Below are 22,751 nucleotides of genomic sequence, written 5' to 3'. Positions count from 1 at the left end.
TTTGAGAGGCGGCCGTGATTTTGCAGGAAGCATGCCATCGCGCGAGGCTCCGGGACTTAGGCAATCGAATCAGGAGCTTGCGGCGCGAAGCGGCGCTGCGCGGGTTCATGGCAGAATACGCGTGTGTTCCGTGAAACGTTTCATGGAACGTTTCAACTGTTCGCGGAGTTACCGCAATGTCCACGTTCCCGTCGCTCGTCGCGAATGCCAATAAGGCGCTGCCTGGCGTTGCACTCGTCAGTATCAGCCGCTTGAAGTCGCTTTGCGAGGCCGTCGCGCCGCGTTACGCCGGGCGCGCCCGATTCTTTTCGGTTCGCGAAGGCTACGGGGCGGCCGTCACCGCCTTGCAGGCCTACGTGGATGCGGGCTCGGTCGACGTGGTGCTGGCTGCCGGCTCGAACGGCGCCTACCTGCGCGACAACCTGAACGTGCCGGTCGTCATGGTCAAGGTGAACGGCTTCGACGTGCTCGGTGCGATTGCCCGCGCCGCCACCACGTGGCCCGGCGCGCGGATCGGCCTGGTGCTGCACGAAACGATCTCGCACGAACTGGCGGATCTCGGCGCGTGGCTCAAGGTCGGGCTGACGCAGCGCGCCTACCGTTCGATCGACGAAGTGCGGCTCGCCGTCGAGAAGCTGGCCGCCGAAGGCTGCGGCGTCATCATCGGCCCCGGCATGGCTTGCGATTTCGCGCAGCAAGCCGGGCTCGAAAGCGTTTTCCTGTACTCGCTCGGCGCGGTCGAGGAAGCGTTCGAGCGCTCGGTCGAACTGGCGCGGGTGAGCCGTCAGAAGGAGTCGAAGCGCGTGCGGCTGAATACGATCGTGGCCCATCTGCGCGACGGCGTCGCCGCTTTCGACGACGCCGGCGTGCTCGAAGCGGTCAACCCGGCGATGCTCGAACTGCTGGGCCTCGGCGCCCCGAAAGAAGCTCTTTCGGCGGACCGCCAACAGGACGCGGCGGCGCAAGTCGCGCGCGTCGTCGGTCCGTGGCTGCGCGAAACGCTTGCGAACGACCTGCCGATCGAGGAACGGATCGAGCGGATCGGCGGCCGCGCGCTGATCGTCAACTGCGTGCCGATCATGGAGCATGGCGCGCGCTCCGGCTCGGTGGTGACGGTGCAGGACGCTCTCGTCGCGCAGCGGATCGACCATTCGCTACGCACCAGCCAGCGGCCGAAGCATCTGGTCGCGCGGCATCGGCTGGACGAGTTGATCGGCGGATCGGCGGCGCTCGAACGGGTGCGGCGGCTCGCGCGCGCGGGCGCCGCTCACGACGCCACCGTGCTGCTCACCGGCGAAAGCGGCACCGGCAAGGAACTGGTCGCGCAAGGCATCCACAACGCCGGCCGGCGGCGCGGCAATCCGTTCGTCGCGTTCAATTGCGCGGCCTTGCCCGAGGGGCTGATCGAAAGCGAACTGTTCGGTCACGAGGAGGGCGCGTTCACCGGCGCGCGCCGTGGCGGCAAGCCGGGCCTTTTCGAAATCGCGCACACGGGCACGATCTTCCTCGATGAAATCGGCGAAATGCCGGCCGCGTTGCAAAGCCGTCTGCTGCGCGTGCTGCAGGAGCGCGAGGTGATGAAGCTCGGTTCCGGGCGCGCCACGCCGGTCGACGTGCGGGTGATCGCCGCGACGCATCGCGATCTGCATGCGCTCGTCGAACAGGGATTGTTTCGCGCGGATCTGTATTTTCGTCTGAATCTGCTTCGGATAGAATTGCCGCCGCTGCGCGAACGGCGCGGCGATGTCGCGCAACTGGCGCGGCACTTGTTAAGCCGCGGGGCGCGCCAATATGGGTTGTCGGAGGCGACGCTCGACCGGGTGCTGACGTTTCTCGCGCCCTTGTTCGAGCATTACGCGTGGCCCGGCAATGTCCGGGAACTGGAAAACCTGCTGACGCGCGCCGCGATCTATCTAAGCGACGCGGCCGGCCAAGGCCAGGATAGGCGGGATTTGCAGTCGATGTTCCCGGAGTTCGGGCGAATGAAACAGGCGCCGGCTGTCGCAACGCCCGCCGCGCCGATGTCCCGAGCCGGCGAAGACGAACACGCGCCGGCCCGCACTTCCCCGACTCGCGAGGACGTCATGCGCGCTCTCGAGCAGTCGGGCGGCAATCGCGCGGCGGCCAGCCGCGCACTCGGAATCGGCCGCACGACCCTCTGGCGGCTCATGAAAACCGATCCGCCGCGATAGCTGCCAGCGGCGCGATAAATAGCGTATGACTATTGCTATCATTAAAACAATCCGCTTTACCTATTAAGCGCGGTCTGACATACTGGCTCCACTTTCCAACCACTCCGAAAGAGGACTCAGCAAATGCCGATCATCAATAGTCAAGTCAAACCGTTCAAGGCACAGGCTTATCACAACGGCGAATTCGTGACCGTCACCGAAGAAAGCCTGAAGGGCAAGTGGTCGGTTTTCGTTTTCTACCCGGCCGACTTCACGTTCGTTTGCCCGACCGAACTGGGTGACCTGGCCGATCGCTACGCCGATTTCCAGAAGCTCGGCGTTGAAATCTACAGCGTGTCGACCGATACGCACTTCACGCACAAGGCATGGCACGACACGTCGGACACGATCCAGAAGATCAAGTACCCGATGATCGCCGACCCGACCCTGGCTATCTCGCGCAACTTCGACGTGTTGATCGAAGAAGAAGGCCTGGCGCTGCGCGGCACGTTCGTGATCAACCCGGAAGGCGAGATCAAGCTGTGCGAAGTCCACGACAACGGCATTGGCCGCGACGCCGGCGAACTGCTGCGCAAGGTGCAGGCCGCGCAATACATCGCCGCGCATCCGGGTGAAGTTTGCCCCGCCAAGTGGACGCCGGGCGCTGAAACGCTGACCCCGTCGCTCGACCTGATCGGCAAGATCTAAGGTCTCAAGACCCTTTGCAGTCAGCGCCTCGCGGCGCATCGCCGCGCGGGCCGCTTTTCACAGCGGCCCGCGCGTCCCCGGGCCGCGCACGTCCTATCCGATGTGCGCGGCGCCGGGAACCCAACACCCCTCGTCACGGAATCGAAAGCCATGCTGGACGCCAATCTCAAGACTCAGTTGAAAACATACCTGGAAAAGGTGAGCAAGCCGATCGAGATCGTCGCGTCGCTCGACGACAGCGCGAAATCGCAGGAGCTGCTGGCGTTGCTGAACGATATCGCGACGTTGTCGGAACGCGTCACCGTGATCGAACGCCGTGGCGACGACGAGCGCAAGCCGTCGTTCTCGATCGGCGAGCCGGGCAAGGCCACAGGCATCCGTTTCGCCGGCATTCCGATGGGGCATGAATTCACGTCGCTCGTCCTCGCGCTTTTGCAGGTCGGCGGCCATCCGGTCAAACTCGACGACGCGGTGATCGAACAGATCCGCAACCTCGACGGCGACTACCAATTCGAAACGTATTTTTCGCTGTCATGCCAGAACTGCCCGGAAGTCGTGCAGGCGCTGAACGTGATGGCGCTCATCAACCCGCGCATCCGCCACGTGGCGATCGACGGCGCGCTGTTCCAGAACGAAGTCGAAGCGCGCCAGATCATGGCGGTACCGACCATGTTCATGAACGGCGAAGTGTTCGGCCAGGGCCGCAGCGGCGTGAAGGAAATTCTCGCGAAGCTCGACACCAACGCCGGTGCGCGCGCCGCGAAGGAACTGGAAAAGAAGCCGGTGTTCGATACGCTGATCGTCGGCGGCGGTCCCGCGGGCGCGGCGGCGGCGATCTACTCGGCGCGCAAGGGCATTGCGACGGGCGTGGTGGCGGAACGCTTCGGCGGCCAGGTGCTCGATACGCTGGCGATCGAAAACTTCGTCTCCGTGACGGAAACCGAGGGGCCGAAGTTCGCGACGGCGCTCGAACAGCACGTGAAGAGCTATGAAGTCGACATCATGGACGTGCAGCGCGCCGAAGCGCTGATCCCCGGCCGCATCAACGCAGTGCGTCTTGCCAACGGCGCGGTGCTCAAGGCGAAAACCATCATCCTGGCGACCGGTGCGCGCTGGCGCGAAATCAACGTGCCCGGCGAGCGCGAATATCGCAATCACGGCGTGGCGTACTGCCCGCATTGCGATGGCCCGCTGTTCAAGGGCAAACGCGTCGCGGTGATCGGCGGCGGCAACTCCGGCGTGGAAGCGGCGATCGACCTCGCGGGCATCGTGCGCGAAGTCACGCTGTTCGAATTCGGCGCCCAGTTGCGCGCGGACGAAGTGCTGCAACGCAAGCTGCGCAGCCTCGCCAACGTGACGATCGTCACTCAGGCGCAGACCACGGAAATCACCGGCGACGGCAAGAAGGTCAACGGTCTGGCCTACAAGGATCTGCGTTCGGGCGAAACGAAGAACGTCGAACTCGAAGGCGTGTTCGTGCAGATCGGTCTCGTGCCGAACACCGAATGGCTCAAGGGCACGGTGGAGTTGTCGAAGCACGGCGAAATCGTCGTCGATGCTCGCGGCGCGACGTCGGTGCCGGGCGTGTTCGCCGCCGGCGACGTGACCACGGTGCCGTTCAAGCAGATCGTGATCGCGGTGGGCGAGGGCGCGAAGGCATCGTTGAGCGCATTCGATCACCTGATCCGCAATAGCGAAGAAGTGGAAGTGGTGAAAGAGGCTGAAGCTGAAGTGGCAGTGTGAGTGAGTGGTTGGTTGGTAGTGGACGGCGGCCTGCGGGCCGCCGTTTTTATTTGAGGCGTGCGGTGTTTTTAAGGTGAAAAGACAGAGGGCGAACGCAACGTTTGATTCCGTGCGTTCGAACCCCCCTCAAACCACATCAAGCCCACAACTCCGACATCTCGATGTCGCGCAGATCGAACACGAGCACTTCGGCGTCATGGCCTTGCGTGAAGCTCAGCGCTTGCTCGCCGCGCACGCGCGCGCCGTCGCCTTCGCCGAATTCGACGCCGTTCACCGTCACGCTGCCGCGCGCCACGTGAACATACGCATAGCGATTGCTGGCGAGTTCGAGCCGGGCGCTTTCATCGCCATCGAAAAGACCGGCATAAACCCGCGTATCCTGTTGCAGCACCAGCGAATCGTTCGCGCCATCCGGCGAGAGCACGAGGCGCAGCACGCCGCGCTTCTGATCCGCGCCGAAGTGACGCTGCTGATAACGCGGCTGCGTGCCCTTTTGCCCCGGCGCGATCCAGATCTGCAGAAAGTGCACCGGCTCGCTCTTCGAATGGTTGTATTCGCTATGCGCGACACCCGTGCCCGCGCTCATCAACTGAACGTCGCCGGGCACGATCACCGAGCCGGTGCCCATTGTGTCCTTGTGCTCCAACGCGCCTTCCAGCACGTACGAGAAAATCTCCATGTCGCGGTGCGGATGCTTGCCGAAGCCTTGCGCCGGTGCGACACGGTCGTCGTTGATCACCAGCAGGTCGGAAAAGCCGTTCTGCTTCGGGTCGTGATAGTTCGCGAAAGAAAACGTATGACGCGAACTGAGCCAGCCGTGCTCCGCGCGGCCGCGTTGATTGGCGTGTCTGATATCGAGCATCGTGTTTCTCCTGGGTTGTTTGCGATCGGGCAATGGTGAGTCCGCGATCCATGAATGACAGTGTAGGTCAATCAGGATGGCTATAATCGCCGTCATCCAGGAAACACTGTCACGATACGGTGGACAATACGATGCAACTCGATGACATGCGGATCTTCGTCGCCACGGTCGACGCTCGTAATTTCACCGCGGCGGCCAGGCGGCTGGCGCTCTCGAAGCAGTTCGTCAGCCGGCGCGTGATGGCGCTCGAAGAAGCACTCGGCGTGCAGTTGCTGATCCGCAATACGCGCAAGCTGGCCGTGACCGAACTCGGTCAGGAGTTTTACGAGCGCGCCAAACGCATCCTCGGTGAAGTGGAAGACGCCGAACAGGCCATGTCGCTGCGGCGCGCCGGTCCGCGAGGGCTGCTACGCGTGAGCGCGCCGATGTCGTTCGGCATGACGCATCTGTCGCCGCTGGTGGCGGCGTTCCTGCGCGAGCATGGCGACGTGCGCTTCGACATGGAGTTGAGCGACCGCACCGCCGACGTGGTGGGCGAGGGCTTCGACATGGCGATCCGCATCGGCACGCTGGCGGATTCCACGCTGATCGCGCAGAAGCTCGTCGACGTGAGGATGGTGGCGTGTTGCAGTCCCGGCTATCGGCGGCGGCGCGGGGCGCCTGCGGCGCCTGCCGATCTGCAACGTCACGCGTGCCTGTTGTATGGGCACGGCGGGGCGGTGAACTGGGAGTTCATCGTCGAGGGCGCGCACAAGAGCGTGGAAGTGCATGGGCCGTTGCGGGCCAATAACGGCGAACTGATTCGCGATGCCGCCGTGGCCGGATTGGGCATCGCGCGGCTGCCCGACTTCATCGTTGCCGACGCGTTAAAAAGCGGCAAGCTCGTGACCGTGCTCGAGGAATTCCTGCCCGCCGCGGCGAGCGTCTACGCGGTTTATCCGCAGCATCGGCAAAGCTCTCTGACGATTCGAGCCTTTGTCGAATTCTTGCGCAAGCATTTGAAGAAGCAGTTGGCGGCGTGATTCGCCAGGTCGCCATGACAACACATCGCCACCTCGCGGCGGCAGCCGGCTCGATGCATGCCGGCCGCCGTCGCGTCGCTCATCGCGCTACTCGCCGCTCAGCCGTTGCGGAAAATGAAGCTATAGCCGTTCAGCGCCGGCACGCCGCCCAGGTGCGCGTACAGCACGCGCGACCCTTCCGGGAATTCGCCGTTGCGCACCATGTCGATCATGCCGTGCATCGACTTGCCTTCGTAAACCGGATCGGTCAGCATGCCCTCGAGGCGCGCGCACAAGCGGATCGCCTCCAGCGTGCCGTCGTTCGGCAAGCCATATTCGGGACCGCCGAAGCGCTCGTCCAGCACCACGTCCTTGCTGGTGATGTCGCGCCCCAGTTCGACTTTTTCCGCGGTCCGCTTCGCGATTCGGATGATCTGCTCGCGCGTTTGCGCGGGCTTCGCGGACGCGTCGATGCCGATCACGCGCTCGGCGCGGCCGTCCGCGGCGAAGCCGACCACCATGCCGGCCTGCGTGCTGCCCGTCACCGAGCACACCACGATGTAGTCGAACTTGAAACCCAGTTCCGCTTCCTGCTGCCGAACTTCTTCAGCGAAGCCGACGAAACCCAGCCCGCCCAACGGATGATCCGAGCAGCCGGCGGGAATCGCGTAAGGCTTGCCGCCGGCCGCGCGCACGCTCTCCAGCGCGTCTTCCCAGCTCTTGCGAAAGCCGATGTCGAAGCCGTCGGCCACGAGCCGCACATCGGCGCCGAGAATGCGCGACATCTGGATATTGCCGACGCGGTCGTACACCGCATCCGAGTAGTTGACCCAGTTCTCCTGCACGAGCACGCACTTCATGCCCAGATGCGCGGCGACGGCGGCCACCTGGCGAGTCTGGTTCGACTGGATCCCGCCGATCGAAACGAGCGTGTCGCAACCCTGCGCCAGCGCTTCGGGAATCAGATATTCGAGCTTGCGCGTCTTGTTGCCGCCAAATGCAAAACCGCTGTTGCAGTCCTCGCGCTTCGCATACAGATGCACTTTGCCGCCGAGGTGATCGCTCAGGCGTTTTAGCGGTTGGATCGGCGTCGGCCCGAAAGTCAGCGGATGACGCGGGAATCGTTGCAGGTTCATGGCAGTTCCTGTGATGAGTAGGTTCGACGCGAACAGCAGGTCGTCGCGTTGAGACAATGGTAGGGAAAAGCGCCAGAAATGAGCTTGCGAAAAAATTGCGATGGGCGTAATTTCGAAAAGAGAAATGCCGCAATGACTTAATAAAAACTTGTGAACCAACCTATGAGCGCAACGAAAGTGCGAAGCGCGCCGGCCGCATCGGCTACCGCCCAATCACAAGCCGACCCGCTGCAATCGCTCGATCGCATCGACCGCGCGATCCTGCGCCAGTTGCAAACGGACGCGTCGATCTCGAACGTCGCGCTCGCGGCAAAAGTGAAGCTGAGCGCGCCGGCGTGCTTGCGGCGCGTCGAGCGGCTCAAGGAGTCGGGACTGATTCGCGGCGTGGTCGCGTTGATCGATCCGAAAGCGGCGGGCGCGGGGATGCTGGTGATCATCGGCGTGGTGCTGGATCGCTCCACGCCCGAGTCGTTCGCGGACTTCGAGAAAGCCGCGCAGAGGGTGCCGGGTTGCATGGAATGCCACGTCGTGACCGGCGAATTCGACTACTTCATGACGATCCGCACGCGCGACAGCGACAGCTTCAACCGTTTGCATGCGGAGCAGTTGCTTTATCTGCCGGGCGTCCGGCAGATTCGCTCGTTCATGGTGCTCAAGGAAATTCTCTCGACCACGAAATTTCCGCTGTGAGCGCCGCTGTAGCCCCGGCTGCGATGCCTCGATGCCTCGATGCGGAAAGACGCGCATGCTGTCATAAAAGCCCTTGCTGGCCGACTAAACATCGAGACCACTCGCGGGCGGCACGACCAACGCCCGAACGGGTGAAACGTGCGAACTTTCCGGGACGATCATCATGGCTTGCAGCAGACGGATTTTCTTCAGGTTGATCGGCGCGGCGTCGCTTGCCGGCGGCGCGTCGGCATGGCGCATCGCGTTCGCGTCCGAGGCCGCGGTTGTGATCGCGCCGCCCGCGCTCGACGAACCGGTCTCCGCCGCCACGGCGCACGAAGAAACGGCGGTATTCGCAGGCGGCTGCTTCTGGGGCGTGCAGGGCGTGTTCCAGCATGTGCGCGGCGTCAGCAAGGCGGTGTCGGGCTATGCGGGCGGTGAGCGCGACACCGCGCACTACGAGACGGTGAGCGGCGGCGAGACCGGCCATGCGGAAGCCGTGCAGGTCACCTTCGACCCGGCCAGGGTCACCTACGGCCAGTTGTTGCAGGTGTACTTCTCGGTCATTCACGATCCGACCGAACTGAACCGCCAGGGGCCGGACAGCGGCACGCAATACCGCTCGGCCGTGTTCCCGATGACCGATATGCAGCGGCGCGTCGCGCAAGGCTACATCGCGCAGCTCGAGAAGGCGCATGCGTTTCGGGCGCCCATCGTCACGAAGACGGAGACGTTCAAGGCTTTTTACCCCGCCGAGTTCTATCACCAGAACTACCTCACGCTGCATCCCAACTCCGCGTATATCGCGCTTAACGATATGCCGAAGGTGGCCAACCTCAAGCGGCTGTTCCCGAATCTCTATCGCGACAAGCCGGTCCTCGTCGAAGCGGCCAGGTAGGATCGCCCGCGTTCGATGCATCAACGGCGCCGCATCGCGCGGCGCCGTGGTTTCCTGAAGGCGCATTGCGCTCGCGATTCCTTGCCACGGCGTGCTGGCACGCTCGCTCGGCCTCTCGTTGTTTCCCGTTTGCGTTTAACCGGTTTCGCACCGCTTCCGCCGACCAGGCCCGCATTTTGCACAGTGGGTCCGTCGGCAAGGCTTTCGCGGCAATGGTTCATACGAAAGGCCCGCTGTCCGGTACGCGACTCCCCGAGCAGGTGCGTTCTTGCCGGGCAACGCGTATCGTTTGCTGAAAAAACTACACGCCGCGCCTGAGAGCGCGGCGTGCGCCGGGGTGCTGTTCGATTCCTTGCGGACCCAGGCGGAACCTAAAACCCCTTCGCCCTGCGCGAGATCGGAGGCTTCTGGTGCGCAATGACAGCCGTGAAAAGCGGATCGGCACGTTCCGCAATAAACCAATAGGCATCGCGGCAGTTTCTCTGGTCGCCGTGACCCTCGGCGTTGCCGTCGTTCCGGGCGCCGCCTTGGCGCAAACGCCTTCGCCGCTGGGCGAATGGCAATACTCGGCGGGGATTCCACTGCAAAAGGTGTGGCAGCCGAGCGTTCCCGACTGGCAGTTGCGCGTCGGCGCGGCGACGTCGTTCCAGCCGCGCTACGAGGGCTCCGACCGGTATCACCTGATGGCCGGCCCGAGCGTCGACGTGCGCTACAAGGATCTGTTTTTCTTTTCGAGCGGCGAGGGACTCGGCGTCAACTTTGCGCAGGGACAAAACTGGCGTGCAAGCCTCGCGGCCATCTACGATCTCGGACGCCGCGGCCACGACGATCCGCAGGAACTGAACGGCCTCGGCAACATCAATCCGGCGCCGGGCCTCAAGCTCTCGGGCGAATACGTGGTGTCGAAGGAATTCCCGCTGGTGCTGCGCGCGGACGTCAGACGCTACTTCGGCGGCTCGAACGGCTGGACCGGCGATCTCGGCGCGTATATGCCGATGCCGGGCAGCACCAACAACTTCTTCTGGTTCGCCGGGCCCAACGTAAGCTTCGCGGACTCCACCTACATGAACAGTTGGTTCGGCGTGAATCGCGAGCAGGCGGCGCACTCGCGGTATCCGGAATATCACGCGAGCGCGGGCGTCAAGTCGGTGGGCTTCGGCATCAGCGTGGTGTGGCTGTTCGACAAGCATTGGTTCGCCACCGCGGATGGCGCATTCCAGCAACTGGTCGGCAGCGCGGGCAACAGTCCGATCACGCACCGCAAGGCGAACGGCGTGGCCGACATTTCCATCAACTACCGCTTCTGATGCGTTTGCCGATGCACGGCGAAGGCGGTGCTTAACCGATGGCCGCTATCGGGCGATGAAAGTCGGAAGCGCTATCGATGGGCAGCGGCATGCCACACGAACGTTGCGAGAAGGGCGCGGCGCAGCGGCGCGCGAACGAGATCGGCTACGGCGCGCGAGTAGGGCTCGAATGAATGGGAGGCGCTGCATGGCTCGCATGATTGACCGGCGCGGGCGGTGCAAAGTTGCGTGCCGTCGAACACAGCAATACCCGAGCCGCCTCACCCGGGCGCTGGACGGCGCGTGCTCGCGCCGCGAGGCGGCCGGTCAGCCGCGCTTCGTTTTCGCCCCGGCCTGCGTTTCGCGGTCCCAGCGCTTCAGCCAGGGCACGATGAATTCCGCGAAGCCGTCGGCGGGCGGCGACAGCGCGCGCTCGGTGGAGCGGTACAAGCACACCTCGCGGATGGTTTCCGGATCGACGATCCGCTTCATCACCAGCCCGAACGTGCGCGCGAGCGGCGCGACATAGGCGGGCGCGAGCGTCACCGCCAGCCCTTGCGATGCGAGACCGAATGCCGTGGTGACGTTGTCCACCACGTCGACCGGAATGATGCGGGCCTCGGCCGGCAGATTGGCGAGCATCTGCCCGACCGCGCGTTCGTGGTCGCGGCCGGTGGCGACGATCGGCACGTCGCGCAGATGCCGCCACTGCACACGGCGCCGCGCGCTCAACGGATGCGCCGGCGCGCACCACATCACCCACGGACTCGCGAACGCCCGCTCGCGCCCCACGCGCGCGCCGCTTTGCCGGTCGGGGCCGATCGCGAGATCCACGTCGCCGCTTTCCACGCGCTCCACCAGTTGCTCGACCACGGTGTCGACAATCCGCACGACCACTTTCGGTTTGCCGCGCGCGTATTCGGCGATGGCCGCGGGCAACGCGGTGGCCGCGAGCACCAGCGGCGCGCCGACCCGCACGATGCCGGCCGCGCGGTTGCGGATGTCGTTGGCCGATTGCGCGGCGGCGCGCACATGGCGCAACACCGATTCGGCCGAGGCAAGAAAATCCTGCCCCGCGCTCGACAGATTGACGCGCCGCGTGGTTCGGTCGAAGAGGCGAAAGCCCAGTTCCGTTTCGAGTTCGGCCAGCAACTGGCTGACCGCCGACGAGGTCAGCCCGAGCCGCTCCGCCGCCGCGCCGATACTGTGCAAATCGACGATGGCGAGAAACGCTTCGAACTGACGAATGGTGACGCGCGTGAGTGACATGAAAAACGATTGTAAAGAAAAACTTACTAATCGTGAAAAATCGATTGATTGTGCGCCGCGAGCGATTGCCTGACACTTGCCCCAATCGACGCACGCACCCAATGACGCTTAGACTTTGGGTCTCGTCCGGCGGGTGTCGGCGCTTTGCTCGCCGCACCGAAACCATAGCGACGCCGGACCCACGCCCACCACCAAGGACTTGCCATGTTCGACCACATTCCCGCCTACCCAGGCGACCCGATTCTGAGTCTGAACGAGGACTTTCAACTCGATCCTCGCCCCAACAAGGTCAATCTGAGCATCGGCATCTATTTCGACGACGCCGGCAAGCTGCCGGTGATGGACGCCGTGCGGCGCGCCGAAACCGCCTTGCTCGATGCGATCGGCCCACGCTCCTATCTGCCGATGGCGGGCCTGCCGCTCTATCGCGACGCCGCCCAAGCGCTGGTATTCGGCGCGGACCACGAAGCGCGCGCGACGGGCCGCATCGCGACCTTGCAGACCATTGGCGGCTCGGGCGCGCTGAAGGTGGGCGCGGATTTTCTGAAGCGCTATTTCCCCGGCTCGCAGGTGTGGATCAGCGATCCGAGCTGGGAAAACCATCGCGTGATCTTCGAGGGCGCGGGCCTGACCGTCAACACCTATCCGTACTACGACGAACACACCGGCGGCCTGCGTTTCGCGGACATGCTCGACGCGATCGGCCGCTTGCCGGAGCGGAGCATCGTGCTGCTGCATGCGTGCTGCCATAACCCGACGGGCGTCGACCTCACCCCGGCGCAATGGGCGGAACTGGTGCCGGTATTGCAGCGCCGCAATCTGATCGCGTTTGTCGACATGGCGTATCAGGGCTTCGGCGCGGGCATCGACGAAGACGCCGCGTGCGTGCGTCTGCTCGCCGATGCGGGCGTGGCGCTGATCGTCGCGAATTCGTTCTCGAAGAATTTCTCGCTGTACGGCGAGCGCTGCGGCGCGTTGAGCGTGGTTTGCAAAAGCAGTGAAGAGGCCGGCCGCGTGCTCGGCCAGTTGATGTCCACGGTGCGCGCGAACTACAGCAATCCGCCGACGCACGGCGCGCGGCTGGTCGCCAACGTGCTCGCCGATGCGTCGTTGCATGCGTCATGGGAAGCGGAACTCGCCACCATGCGCGAGCGGATTCTCGCGATGCGTACCACGATCCACGAAGGACTCGCCGGCCGCGTCGATGAAGTGATGCGCGCGCGTTATCTCGCGCAGCGCGGCATGTTCACCTATACGGGCCTGAGCGAGAGCCAGGTCGAGCGCTTGCGCGGCGAGTACGCGGTGTACGTGCTGCGTTCGGGGCGCATGTGCGTGGCCGGATTGAACGCGCGCAACGCCGGTTATGTGGCGTCGTCGATCGCGGCGGTCGTGGCGGGGGCATAGCGTTTCCGATTCCTTCCGATTCGCGGCAATCGAACCGCGACAACCACAGCGAACCACAACGATGGAGACTCGAATGACCCCGACCCTTGAGATGCAAGCGGCCGACGCACCGAAGCACGCCGCGATGCATCCCGACGAATGGCAGGCGCGCGTGCAACTGGCCGCGTGCTATCGCATCTTCGACCTGCTCGGCTGGACCGAGATGATCTACAACCACATCACGTTGCGTGTGCCGTCGAGCGCGAGCGGCGGCGAGCGGCATTTTCTGATCAATCCGTTCGGCCTGCACTATAGCGAGGTGACGGCGAGCAATCTCGTGAAGATCGACGTGCAAGGGCGCGTGCTCGACCACTCGCCGTATCCGGTGAATCCCGCGGGGTTCGTCGTGCATGCGGCGATTCACGAAGGCTTGCCCGACGCGCACTGCGTGATGCATACGCACACCACGGCGGGCGTCGCGGTGGCGTGTCTCGAGGACGGCTTGCAGCAAACCAACTTCTATAGCGCGCAGTTGCACGAGCGCGTTGCGTACCACGACTTCGAAGGCATCACCGTTCACGCGGATGAAGGTCCGCGCCTGCTCGAACATATCGGCGACCGGCAGGCCGTGATCCTGCGCAATCATGGCCTGCTTGCGTGGGGCCGCACGTTGCCGCAGACTTTCGCGATGCTATGGACGCTGAACCGCGCGTGCGAGATCCAGATGGCGACGTTTTCGATGGGGCGCGCGCGGCCCGTGCCGGAAGAGGTCGCGATTCGCTGTTCGCGCGACGCGTTGCAGTTCGACCCGCGTCACGGTGCGGGACAGGACGTGTTCGACGCGCTGGTGCGGCGGGCGGACCGCATCGACGCGAGCTATAAGGATTAAACGCGAGGATTAAACGCGAGGATTAAACGCGAAGATTAAACATAAACGACTAAACGCAAGGATTGAAGCGATGAAAGTAGCGATCTACGGTGCGGGCGCGATCGGCGGCTGGATGGGCGTGAAGCTCGCGCAGGCCGGCCACGATGTCGGCGTGGTGGCGCGTGGCGCGACGCTCGGCGCATTGCGCGAGCACGGCTTGCGTCTGATCGAAGGCGGCGCCACGCATGCCGTGAAGGTGAAGGCGAGCGAACAGCCGGCCGAACTCGGCGTGCACGACCTCGTCGTGGTGGCGGTGAAGGGACCGGCGATGGCGTCGGTGGCCGCGCACGTCGCGCCGCTGCTGAGTCCGCGGACGATCGTGCTGACGGCGATGAACGGCGTGCCGTGGTGGTTCTGCGACGGCCTTGGCCGCGACTTCGCGGGCAAGCGGCTCAAGTCGATCGATCCTGACGGCGCGATCGCCGCCGCGATTCCGACCGAACAGACCGTGGGTTGCGTGGTGCACGCCAGTTGCCTCGTCGAGGCGCCGGGGGTGATCCGGCATCATCAGGGCAATGGGCTGATCGTCGGCGAGGCGTCGGGGCAGCCGAGCGAGCGCGTCGCGGCGCTCACCGCGACGCTCGCCGCGGCAGGCTTCAATGCGTCGATGTCGGAGCAGATTCAGCGCGACGTCTGGTACAAGCTGTGGGGCAACATGACGATGAATCCGATCAGCGCCATCACCGGCGCGACCACCGACCGGATTCTGAGCGACGAGCTGGTGCGCGGCTTCGTCACGCGCATCATGCTGGAAGCGAAGGAGATCGGCGCGCGCTTCGGCATTCCGATCGAGCAGGCGCCGGACGATCGCCACGAGGTCACGCTCAAGCTCGGCGCGATGAAAACCTCGATGCTGCAGGACGTGCAGGCGGGCAAGGCGGTCGAACTGGATGCGCTGGTGGCCGCGGTGCGCGAACTCGGCCAACTGACTCATGTGGCGACGCCGTACACGGATGCGTTGCTCGGTCTCGCGCGGCTGCATGCGAGCACGTTGGGCTTGTATCCGCAGCAGTGAGGCGGGCGGCCGACCTTCGGCGATATGACGCGGGCTTCGCGCCGAGCGCCGCAGAGGGACTCGGCTTTCCTCCATTTCGCGGCGGGCAGGGTCGGTGCCGCAGCCGGCTTCGCGCTGTTCCTGCAGTCAACGCCGCAGCCATTCCCGCCCGTCAACGCCGCAGTCAACCCGCAGTCAACCCGCCGTCACTCCTTCAACCACTCCCGCCCACATGCGAAGCCTGCCGCGCGTGCTGCGTGCCCGCCGCCGCGAGGCATTCCTCGATCATCGCGCGGAAGGTCGGCGCCGCATGCGAAGCGCCGGTCGCGCCCATTTCCGGCCCCGCTTGCGGCGCTCCGCCGACGCCGACCACGAGCGTCGCGCGCGGCCGCCATTGCCGCGTGCGGCGCAACATATTGCGCAGATACGGCGGCGATTCCGGCGCGTCGAGCGAGACGATGCAGATGATCGGCGCATCCTTGAAGGCCGGTTCGTCGGCGCGCGCGCTGCGATAGCCCGAGTGCGTCGCCATTAGCGGCGCAAGGCCCTGGCGGCCGAGCAGTTGCACGGCGATCGCGGTGGTGACTTCGTCGAATGCGCCGCGTCCGGGCACGCACAGCACCGAGGTTTTTTCAGTCTCGGCGCGCGAGTGCGGATGCGCCGACATATGGCTCTCTGGCCGCTCGGACAGATCCGCCGACGCCGAAGCCAGCGCCGCCCCGGCGGATTCCGCCGGATCGGCGCGAGACAACCGCTCCGGCACGCCGTCCGCGATTTCCAGGTTTTCGACGATATCCACCAGCGACTCGTTGACCCGCGCCAGTTGCTCGGGCATCAGCACGCCGCGCATCGCGTCATTGCGGGCGAGCTTGAGACCTTCGAGCGCGACCTTGTCGTAGTAGTCGATCAGCGACATCTCGCGCAGCAGACGCTCCGCCTGCACGATCGCCTCATGCGGATCGTCGGCGAGCAGGCGCTGATAAAAGGTCTGCGCGGGCGTGAGCGCGGGCTGATCGCCCAGCAGCACGGTGAGGAAGTTCAGGCGGTCCGCATAGCGGCCCAACGTGACGACGCACAACGTGAGCGGCGTGGACAGCACGAGGCCGACCGGTCCCCACAGCCAGCTCCAGAAAATCGCCGCCACCACCACGGCGAGCGGCGACAGCCCCGAGCGGTGACCGTACAGCAGCGGCTCGGCGACCTGCCCGGCCACCACGTCGACGACGATGAAAAGAATCAGCGTATACACCGCCATCGTCCATTGCGGCTGAATGGCGGCGGCGAGAAAGACGGCGAGGATCGCCGCGATCCAGATGCCGATATACGGCACGAAACGCAGCAACGCGGCGATCACGCCGAACAGCAGCGCGCCCGGCACGCCGATGATCGCGAGACCGATCGCGATCACGCCGCCCGCGCTCACGTTCACGCCCAGTTGCGCGACGAAGTAGCGGCTCAGGCGCCCGGCGGCGTCGTTGATCGCGGTGGTGGTGCGGTGCAGATCGCGCGAGCCGAACAGGCTGATCAAACGGTCGCGCAAGTCCTCGCGCTGCAACAGGATGAAGATCGTCACCACCAGCACGATGAAGGTCGTTTCGAGCGGCGCGATGGCCGGCGACAACGCGCGCTGGGCGAGTTGCAACGGCGTGGGCGAGGGCTCGTGCACTTCGACGGGCGTCGGCACGGCGGGCGCATTGCGCGCGGCGCGCCCGGTAGGGCGCGGCGGATTCGGTTTCGACGGCGCGACGCGTTGCAGCGTGGCGGCGGCGCGCTTCATCAGCGAATCGGCGCGGCCCACGGTCTTTTCCTGCACCGTCTCGATCTTCTGCTCGATCGCCACCTGATACTGCGGCAGGTCGCCGGCGAGTTGCACCAGTTGCGCCCCGATCAGTCCGCCGACCGCAAGCAGGGTGGCGAGAGCGAACAGCACCGCGATGAAGATCGACGGCAACTGTCCCATATGCAAGCGCCGCAGCGTCTGCACGAGCGGCGCGAGCAGGAAGCTGAGCAGCACCGAGAGCGTGATCGGAATCAGCACCGCGCGGCCGAAGTACAGCGCGCACACCACCACGACGCCGGTGATCACCGAGGCGAGACCGTGCAGGCCAGGCGTGCCCGGCGGATAGACGCGGTTCGGCCGCCCATGCGGCGGGAGCGATAATTTCATGAGCACACTTTCCGATTGAATGGCGTCGCTTTATAGGGAAGGCGCGCGCGGCTGGAACGTCGGCGTCGACTAAAGCGCCTGGCAGCAATACGCATGCCCGAATTGTAGGCGCTTTGATCGTCTCAAGGCTTATAGAAGCAGCGCGCGACGCTTCACGCACTCATCCCGCATGCACGCGCAGCAACTCGAACAGTTGCGAACTCGCATACAGCACGAGCCCGATAAAGCCGCCGACGATCGTCCCGTTGATGCGGATGTATTGCAAGTCCTTGCCGATGTTCAGCTCGACTTGCCGCGACATCTCGCGCGCGTCCCAGTTCTTCACGGTATCGCTGATGTGGCGCGTCAGGAACTGCGCGAAATCCGGCGCCATGCCGCGCGCCGCGTCCTCCAGGTGATCGTTCAGCGATTGACGCAGCGTGGGATCATGCGCGAGCTCGCGGCCCACCCATTGGCCCATCGCCATCACTTTCGCGTGCAAGGCCGAGTCGGGGCTTTGCAGATCGCGCTTGAGCCAGGCGCGCAATTCGCCCCACATGTCCTTCACATAGGTGCCGAGCGCGTCGCCTTCCAGCAGATAGCGCTTCAGTTCCTCGCCTTTTTGCAGGAACGCCGGATCGGTTTTGAGTTTGGCGATCAGCTTATGCGCGGCGTCATCGAACTTTTGACGCAGCTCATGCGTGGGGTTTTCGCTGATCTGTTCGAGCATCCGGTTCACCGCGTTGGCGATCGCTTCGGCGCCTTTCTCGCCGAGCCATGCGGAGGGCAGGATCTTTTCCATCTTCGGGTATTCGCTCTTCACCCAGTCGACGATGCGGTCGGCGATAAACGCGCGCGCCTGCTCTTCGCGCAGCAACGCGAGCACCTGTTCGATGCCGGCGTCGAGCAATTCCTGATGACGGCCGTCCTTCGTGAGCGTGTCGAGAATCGCGCCCATCGATTGCGACAGATCGACCTTGGCCAGCACGCCGCGCAAGGCGTCCTTGATGAAGACCTGGATGCGCACGTCGTCGGTCAAATCCAGAATGCCGCCGGTGAGCTTGACGACGTAGTCGCCGAGCCGCGCGGTGTTGGCCGGCTGCGTCAGCCAGCCGGTAATGCTTCGCGCCGGGTCGTGCTTCTGGATCAGACCGACCAGCGAGGGCACGTCCAGGAACTTGTCCTGCACGAAGACCGCGAGGTTGTCGGCGATCTTGTGCTTGTTCCTCGGAATGATCGCCGTGTGCGCGGAGACGATCGGAATCGGCACGCGGCGAAACAGCGCGACCACCGCGAACCAGTCCGCGAGCGCGCCGACCATCGCGGCTTCCGCCACCGCCTTGATGCCGTCGACCCACACGCCGCGCGGCATGAAGGCGGTGACCACGAAGACGCAGGCGGCCGCCAGCAACAGCAGCAAGGGTGTGCGCTTGGCCTTCTTGAGTTCGATTTCCTTGTTCATCGGCAGCGGTGCGGCGGGTTCCATTCGATTGAAATACGGCGCAGCAATCGACGCGCGCGTTCGGAACCGCGAGTGTAGCGCCGCTGTTCGGGCAATGCGCCATCCACGTGGGGCTATCTTTGCCGCGTCGGCGCGGTAACATCTGCGGCTGGAGTGCTGGAGCGGGCGGTTCGGCCAGGCGCGAAAGACACGATGCACGCGATGAGCGCCCACCGGTCGAACCCGCGCCGACGCCACAACGCCAGGCAAGGCCACGCAAGGCCACGCAAGACCAGGCGACGCTGCAATTGAACGGAATGGAGGCACAGTGATCAGGTTTCTGCACACCGCGGACTGGCAGATCGGCACGCAATTCGGCCAGTTCGAGCCGGACGAGGCCGCGCATCTGGCGGAGGCGCGCTTCGAAACCGTGCGCCGCATCGCCGACGAAGCGGCCGCACGCAAGGTCGACGCCGTGCTGGTGGCGGGCGACGTCTTCGACCTGCAAACGGTGTCGGACACGGTGATCCGCCGCCTGTTCGGCGCATTGCAAGCGTTCTCGGGACCGTGGATCATGCTGCCGGGCAATCATGACGCCGCGCTGGTCGAAAGCGTGTGGACCCGCGCGCAGCGGCTGAACTGCGTCGCGCCGAACGTGCGGCTCGTGCTCGAACCCGGCGTGGTGCTGCTCGACGAGTGCCGCTCTGCATTGCTCTGCGCGCCGCTCACGCAACGCATCACCTACGACGACACCACCGCTTTCTTCGACGCCGCCGAGACGCCGCCGGGCTATCACCGCGTCGGGCTCGCGCACGGCAGCGTGAGCGGCATCCTGCAGGAGGGCATCGATTCGTCGAATCCGATCGCGCCCACGCGTGCGGCGAGCGCGCGGCTCGACTATCTCGCGCTCGGCGACTGGCACGGCCACCTGCGGGTGGACGAGCGCATCTGGTACGCCGGCACGCACGAACAGGACCGTTTTCGCGGCAACGATCCCGGCTTCATGCTCGACGTCACGTTGCGCGAGCCTGGCGCGTCGCCGCGGGTCGAGCCGGTGCGGGTCGGCAAATATCAATGGCATCGCTGGGACGAAACGATGGCCGTGCCGACCGACGTGGATTCGCTCAAGGCGCGCCTCGCGGCGTTGAACGGCAACGACGTGCTGCGTCTCGCGGTAAGCGGCACGGCCGCGCTGGCCGATGCCGAGGCGCTGCACGTCGCGGTGGAGGAAGCCCGCGCGCGAGTGCGCGCGCTGCGCGTCGATCTGAGCGGCCTGCAAGTGCTGCCCACCGCCGACGACCTCGCCGAACTCGGCGCGCAGAGCGGCTATCTCGCGAAGGTGGTGGCGCGTCTGCGTGGCTTGCAGGAGGACCCGCAGTCGGACCCGCGAGAGGTCGCGCGCGCGGCCGAGGCGTTGTTGCTGTTGGCGCGCATTCAACGTGAACTGCCGCGCGAAGCGAGGTCCGCATGAAGCTCGAAAGCATTGCGATCCAGGAGTTCAAGCAGTTCACCGGCCGGCTTGTGGTCGACGATTTGCAGCCGGGGCTCAATCTGTTCACCGGACCGAACGAGGCCGGCAAGAGCACGATCGCCGAAGCGGTGCGCGCCGTGTTTCTCGAACGCTACAAGGCCTCGCATCTGAAGGATCTGTTGCCGTGGGGCAAGGCGAGCGGGCAGCCGTCGGTCGAAGTGACTTTCGATCTGGACGGCACGAGCTGCAAGCTGTCGAAGCAGTTCGTCTCGCGGCAGCGCTGCGAGTTGCGGATCGGCCAGTCCGTGTTCAGCGAGGACGAAGCCGAGGACAAGCTCGCGGCATTGCTCGGTTTTTCGCGTGCCGCGCGCGGGCCGCTGAAAGCCGAGAACGCCGGCGTTCCCGGTTTGCTGTGGGTGCAGCAGGGCGGCACACAGGACATGCGCGATTCCACCGGGCACGCGGCGCAGTATCTGCGCGACGCGCTCTCGCAACTGTCGGGCAGCCGGGAGTCGGCGGGCGAGGACGCGTTGATCGCCGCCGTGCAGCGCGAACTTCGGCAACTGCTCACGGCCCGCACGCAGAAGTCCACCGGGCCGCTTGCCGAAGCCGAACAGGCCCTGGCCGCGCTGCTTGTCCAGCGCGACGAGCTGGAACAGCAGCGCGAGCAGTTCGAGGAGAACATCGCGCGCCTCGCCGCGCTGCAGGAAGCGTTCGACGACACGCAACGCAAGCGGCCCTGGGAGCTTCACGAACAGAAAGCCGCGCAGGCGCAACAGCGCGCCGACGCCGCGGCGGAACTCGAACGAAGCGTTCAGCAACTCGCACAGTCGCTGCAAGTGAGCGAAGCGGAACTGGCGCTTTCGTTGCAACAGGAGCACGGCGCGGCCGAACTGGAAGCGGCCGTCGCTCGCGAGCGGCAGCAACTCGATGCGGCGCGAGCCAACGTGTCCGCCGTTCAAACCGAGCATGATCGAGCCGCGGCGAGCGTCGCGCGATTCGAGCAAGCCTTCGCCGATGCCAACCGCGCGCTCGAACTGGCGAACGCGGCCGTGAGCGCGGCGGACTTGCGCAGCCAGATCGGCCTGCATCGCGCCGAAAGCGAGCGGCTCGAAGCCGCGATCGCCGACGCGGGCAAGGCGAACGACGCCGTTCTCGAAGCCGCGCGCGCCGCGGCTTCGCTCGAAATCGACGCGGCGAAACTGAAGCGGCTTCAATCGCTCGATGCCGAATTGACGGTGCTGCGTGCGCGCACCGAAGCGGCGATGACGCGCATCGAATACCGGCTGAACGGCGCGATCACGGTTGGCGAAGCCCAGGTGAGCGGCGCGGGCGTGTTGCGTCTGGACGAGGAAAAGCTGATCGGCCTCGGCGCGCTCGGTGAATTGCGCGTGATTCCGGGCGTCTCCGATTTGCCGGCGCGGTTATCCGAGCTTGCCTCGCTCGAAGCCGGTCATGCGCAGTTGTTGCAGGCGCTGGGCGTGGCATCGCTCGGTGAGGCCGAAGCCCGCCATGAACAGTGGAAGGCGCTCGTCGCGCAACAGAAAAGCCAGGCGAAGATTCTCGAAGTGCACGCGCCGCAGGGCATCGACGCGCTGCGTGCGGCGTTGGCTTCCACTAGCGCGCGCTGGCAGGCGTCGAATGAACGGCTGGCGTTGTTGCCCGATGTGTCCGCCGCGCCGCCGCTCGACGAAGCGCGCCGCAACGCCGAGATCGCGCGCGATGCATGGGAAGCGGCCAGAAAACTGCTGGCGCAGTCGGCGGAAAAACGATCGACCGCGACAGCCACGACCGAATCGCTCGCCGCTCAATTGCAGCGCAAGGAAGCGCAGTTGAACGACGAAGCGTTCCGCCGAAACCGTGCGCAATGGCAGACGAAAATGATCGAGCAGCGCGTGCAGGTCGACGCGTTGACGAAACAGCGCGAGGGACGCGAGCGCGAACTCGAAGCCGCGCGCCTCGACGATCCGGCTGCCGAGGCGAAGCGCTATCGCGCGTCGGCGGAACTCGCGCGCGGCGAGCAGCATGAGCGGCAAGTGCGGATCGCGCAATTGCGCAGTCAACTGGAGACGGTCGGCGCCTCCGGCCTCGGCGAGCGTCTCGCGGCGGTGCGGGCGCGCGTCGAACAGGCCACGCGCCGCAAGGACGAACTCAGCTTGCGGGCCAGCGCGTTGAGCCTGCTCGACGAAGTGCTGGTCGACGAACGCGACGCGGCGGTGGCGCAACTGCGTGCGCCGTTGACCGAGCGGCTCGGGCATTATCTGCGGCGAATTTTTCCGCAATCGACCATCGCGCTCGGCGACGATCTGAGTCCCGCGACACTGGACCGTTATGGCCGCGCGGATACGCTCGACGCGCTGAGCTTCGGCACGCGCGAACAGCTCGGCATTCTGACGCGGCTCGCGTATGCGGATCTGCTCAAGGCATCGGGCCGGCCGACCTTGCTCATGCTGGACGACGCCGCCGTGCATACCGATGCCGCGCGGCGCGACGCCATCAAGCGCGCGCTGATCGACGCGGCGACGCGCCATCAGATCCTCGTGTTCACCTGCCATCCCGAGTTGTGGGACGACCTGGGCGTGAGGCAGCGGGCGATCGACGATCTGAAGGCGGCGGCATAGGCCGCCCCACCCGTTATCTGGATC

The 22,751-nt window shown here is 65.2% G+C and carries 17 protein-coding genes; 12 read left to right on the top strand and 5 right to left on the bottom strand.

Features of this window, described 5'->3' with window-relative positions; translation table 11 throughout:
* Positions 1 to 176: 176 nt before the first annotated feature.
* The 3 genes from prpR to ahpF all read left to right on the top strand — a co-directional run bounded on the left by prpR (position 177) and on the right by ahpF (position 4,622).
* Positions 177 to 2,192 carry a propionate catabolism operon regulatory protein PrpR gene (gene prpR / locus ACOCG7_RS08250; protein WP_421375085.1) on the top strand — a complete coding sequence of 672 codons (2,016 nt, stop codon included), beginning with the start codon at positions 177 to 179 and terminating at the stop codon, positions 2,190 to 2,192.
* A gap of 123 nt (positions 2,193 to 2,315) precedes the next feature.
* Positions 2,316 to 2,879 (top strand): alkyl hydroperoxide reductase subunit C, encoded by a 564-nt coding sequence (gene ahpC / locus ACOCG7_RS08245; RefSeq protein ID WP_006046984.1) that lies wholly within the window; start codon positions 2,316 to 2,318, stop codon positions 2,877 to 2,879.
* A gap of 150 nt (positions 2,880 to 3,029) precedes the next feature.
* Complete coding sequence (gene ahpF, locus ACOCG7_RS08240) at positions 3,030 to 4,622, top strand: alkyl hydroperoxide reductase subunit F (RefSeq protein ID WP_347143103.1); 1,593 nt, start codon at positions 3,030 to 3,032, stop codon at positions 4,620 to 4,622.
* Between the two features lie 136 nt (positions 4,623 to 4,758).
* Here the strand turns inward: ahpF and ACOCG7_RS08235 are convergent, their stop codons facing one another.
* A complete protein-coding gene (locus ACOCG7_RS08235) occupies positions 4,759 to 5,484 on the bottom strand; it encodes a pirin family protein (RefSeq protein ID WP_114164501.1) in 726 nt (241 codons plus the stop codon).
* 131 nt (positions 5,485 to 5,615) lie between these two features.
* Here ACOCG7_RS08235 and ACOCG7_RS08230 point away from each other — a divergent pair, with 131 nt between their 5' ends.
* Positions 5,616 to 6,506 carry a LysR family transcriptional regulator gene (locus ACOCG7_RS08230; protein WP_114164502.1) on the top strand — a complete coding sequence of 297 codons (891 nt, stop codon included), beginning with the start codon at positions 5,616 to 5,618 and terminating at the stop codon, positions 6,504 to 6,506.
* Between the two features lie 98 nt (positions 6,507 to 6,604).
* Here the strand turns inward: ACOCG7_RS08230 and ACOCG7_RS08225 are convergent, their stop codons facing one another.
* Positions 6,605 to 7,621, bottom strand: coding sequence for a 1-aminocyclopropane-1-carboxylate deaminase (locus ACOCG7_RS08225; RefSeq protein WP_421375082.1), 1,017 nt, complete (start codon positions 7,619 to 7,621; stop codon positions 6,605 to 6,607).
* A gap of 162 nt (positions 7,622 to 7,783) precedes the next feature.
* Here ACOCG7_RS08225 and ACOCG7_RS08220 point away from each other — a divergent pair, with 162 nt between their 5' ends.
* The 3 genes from ACOCG7_RS08220 (at position 7,784) to ACOCG7_RS08210 (ending at position 10,495) form a co-directional block, all read left to right on the top strand.
* A complete protein-coding gene (locus ACOCG7_RS08220; protein ID WP_421375080.1) occupies positions 7,784 to 8,311 on the top strand; it encodes an Lrp/AsnC family transcriptional regulator in 528 nt (175 codons plus the stop codon).
* A 163-nt stretch (positions 8,312 to 8,474) separates the two neighbouring features.
* Positions 8,475 to 9,188 (top strand): peptide-methionine (S)-S-oxide reductase MsrA, encoded by a 714-nt coding sequence (msrA, locus tag ACOCG7_RS08215; RefSeq protein ID WP_073429937.1) that lies wholly within the window; start codon positions 8,475 to 8,477, stop codon positions 9,186 to 9,188.
* A gap of 467 nt (positions 9,189 to 9,655) precedes the next feature.
* A complete protein-coding gene (locus ACOCG7_RS08210; protein ID WP_421377592.1) occupies positions 9,656 to 10,495 on the top strand; it encodes a MipA/OmpV family protein in 840 nt (279 codons plus the stop codon).
* A 306-nt stretch (positions 10,496 to 10,801) separates the two neighbouring features.
* Here the strand turns inward: ACOCG7_RS08210 and ACOCG7_RS08205 are convergent, their stop codons facing one another.
* Positions 10,802 to 11,743 (bottom strand): LysR family transcriptional regulator, encoded by a 942-nt coding sequence (locus ACOCG7_RS08205; RefSeq protein ID WP_073429936.1) that lies wholly within the window; start codon positions 11,741 to 11,743, stop codon positions 10,802 to 10,804.
* A 204-nt stretch (positions 11,744 to 11,947) separates the two neighbouring features.
* Between ACOCG7_RS08205 and ACOCG7_RS08200 the strand changes: the two genes are divergently transcribed.
* The 3 genes from ACOCG7_RS08200 to ACOCG7_RS08190 all read left to right on the top strand — a co-directional run bounded on the left by ACOCG7_RS08200 (position 11,948) and on the right by ACOCG7_RS08190 (position 15,069).
* Positions 11,948 to 13,147 carry an amino acid aminotransferase gene (locus ACOCG7_RS08200; protein ID WP_073429935.1) on the top strand — a complete coding sequence of 400 codons (1,200 nt, stop codon included), beginning with the start codon at positions 11,948 to 11,950 and terminating at the stop codon, positions 13,145 to 13,147.
* A 73-nt stretch (positions 13,148 to 13,220) separates the two neighbouring features.
* Positions 13,221 to 14,015, top strand: a complete 795-nt coding sequence (locus tag ACOCG7_RS08195; RefSeq protein WP_421375077.1) for a class II aldolase/adducin family protein — start codon at positions 13,221 to 13,223, stop codon at positions 14,013 to 14,015.
* Between the two features lie 70 nt (positions 14,016 to 14,085).
* Positions 14,086 to 15,069, top strand: a complete 984-nt coding sequence (locus ACOCG7_RS08190; protein ID WP_073429933.1) for a 2-dehydropantoate 2-reductase — start codon at positions 14,086 to 14,088, stop codon at positions 15,067 to 15,069.
* A 193-nt stretch (positions 15,070 to 15,262) separates the two neighbouring features.
* Here the strand turns inward: ACOCG7_RS08190 and ACOCG7_RS08185 are convergent, their stop codons facing one another.
* Both ACOCG7_RS08185 and ACOCG7_RS08180 read right to left on the bottom strand, forming a co-directional pair.
* Positions 15,263 to 17,215, bottom strand: coding sequence for an AI-2E family transporter (locus ACOCG7_RS08185; RefSeq protein ID WP_073429932.1), 1,953 nt, complete (start codon positions 17,213 to 17,215; stop codon positions 15,263 to 15,265).
* A 160-nt stretch (positions 17,216 to 17,375) separates the two neighbouring features.
* Positions 17,376 to 18,656, bottom strand: a complete 1,281-nt coding sequence (locus tag ACOCG7_RS08180; RefSeq protein WP_073430012.1) for a DUF445 domain-containing protein — start codon at positions 18,654 to 18,656, stop codon at positions 17,376 to 17,378.
* Between the two features lie 307 nt (positions 18,657 to 18,963).
* Here ACOCG7_RS08180 and ACOCG7_RS08175 point away from each other — a divergent pair, with 307 nt between their 5' ends.
* Positions 18,964 to 20,106, top strand: a complete 1,143-nt coding sequence (locus ACOCG7_RS08175; protein ID WP_421375074.1) for a metallophosphoesterase family protein — start codon at positions 18,964 to 18,966, stop codon at positions 20,104 to 20,106.
* Positions 20,103 to 22,727 carry an AAA family ATPase gene (locus ACOCG7_RS08170; protein WP_421375072.1) on the top strand — a complete coding sequence of 875 codons (2,625 nt, stop codon included), beginning with the start codon at positions 20,103 to 20,105 and terminating at the stop codon, positions 22,725 to 22,727. Before ACOCG7_RS08175 ends, ACOCG7_RS08170 begins: the two co-directional genes overlap by 4 nt.
* Positions 22,728 to 22,751 lie beyond the last annotated feature (24 nt).

The organism is Paraburkholderia sp. DD10 (assembly GCF_049177125.1).
GTDB lineage: Bacteria > Pseudomonadota > Gammaproteobacteria > Burkholderiales > Burkholderiaceae > Paraburkholderia > Paraburkholderia terricola.
This window is presented reverse-complemented; position numbering and strand designations above follow the sequence as displayed.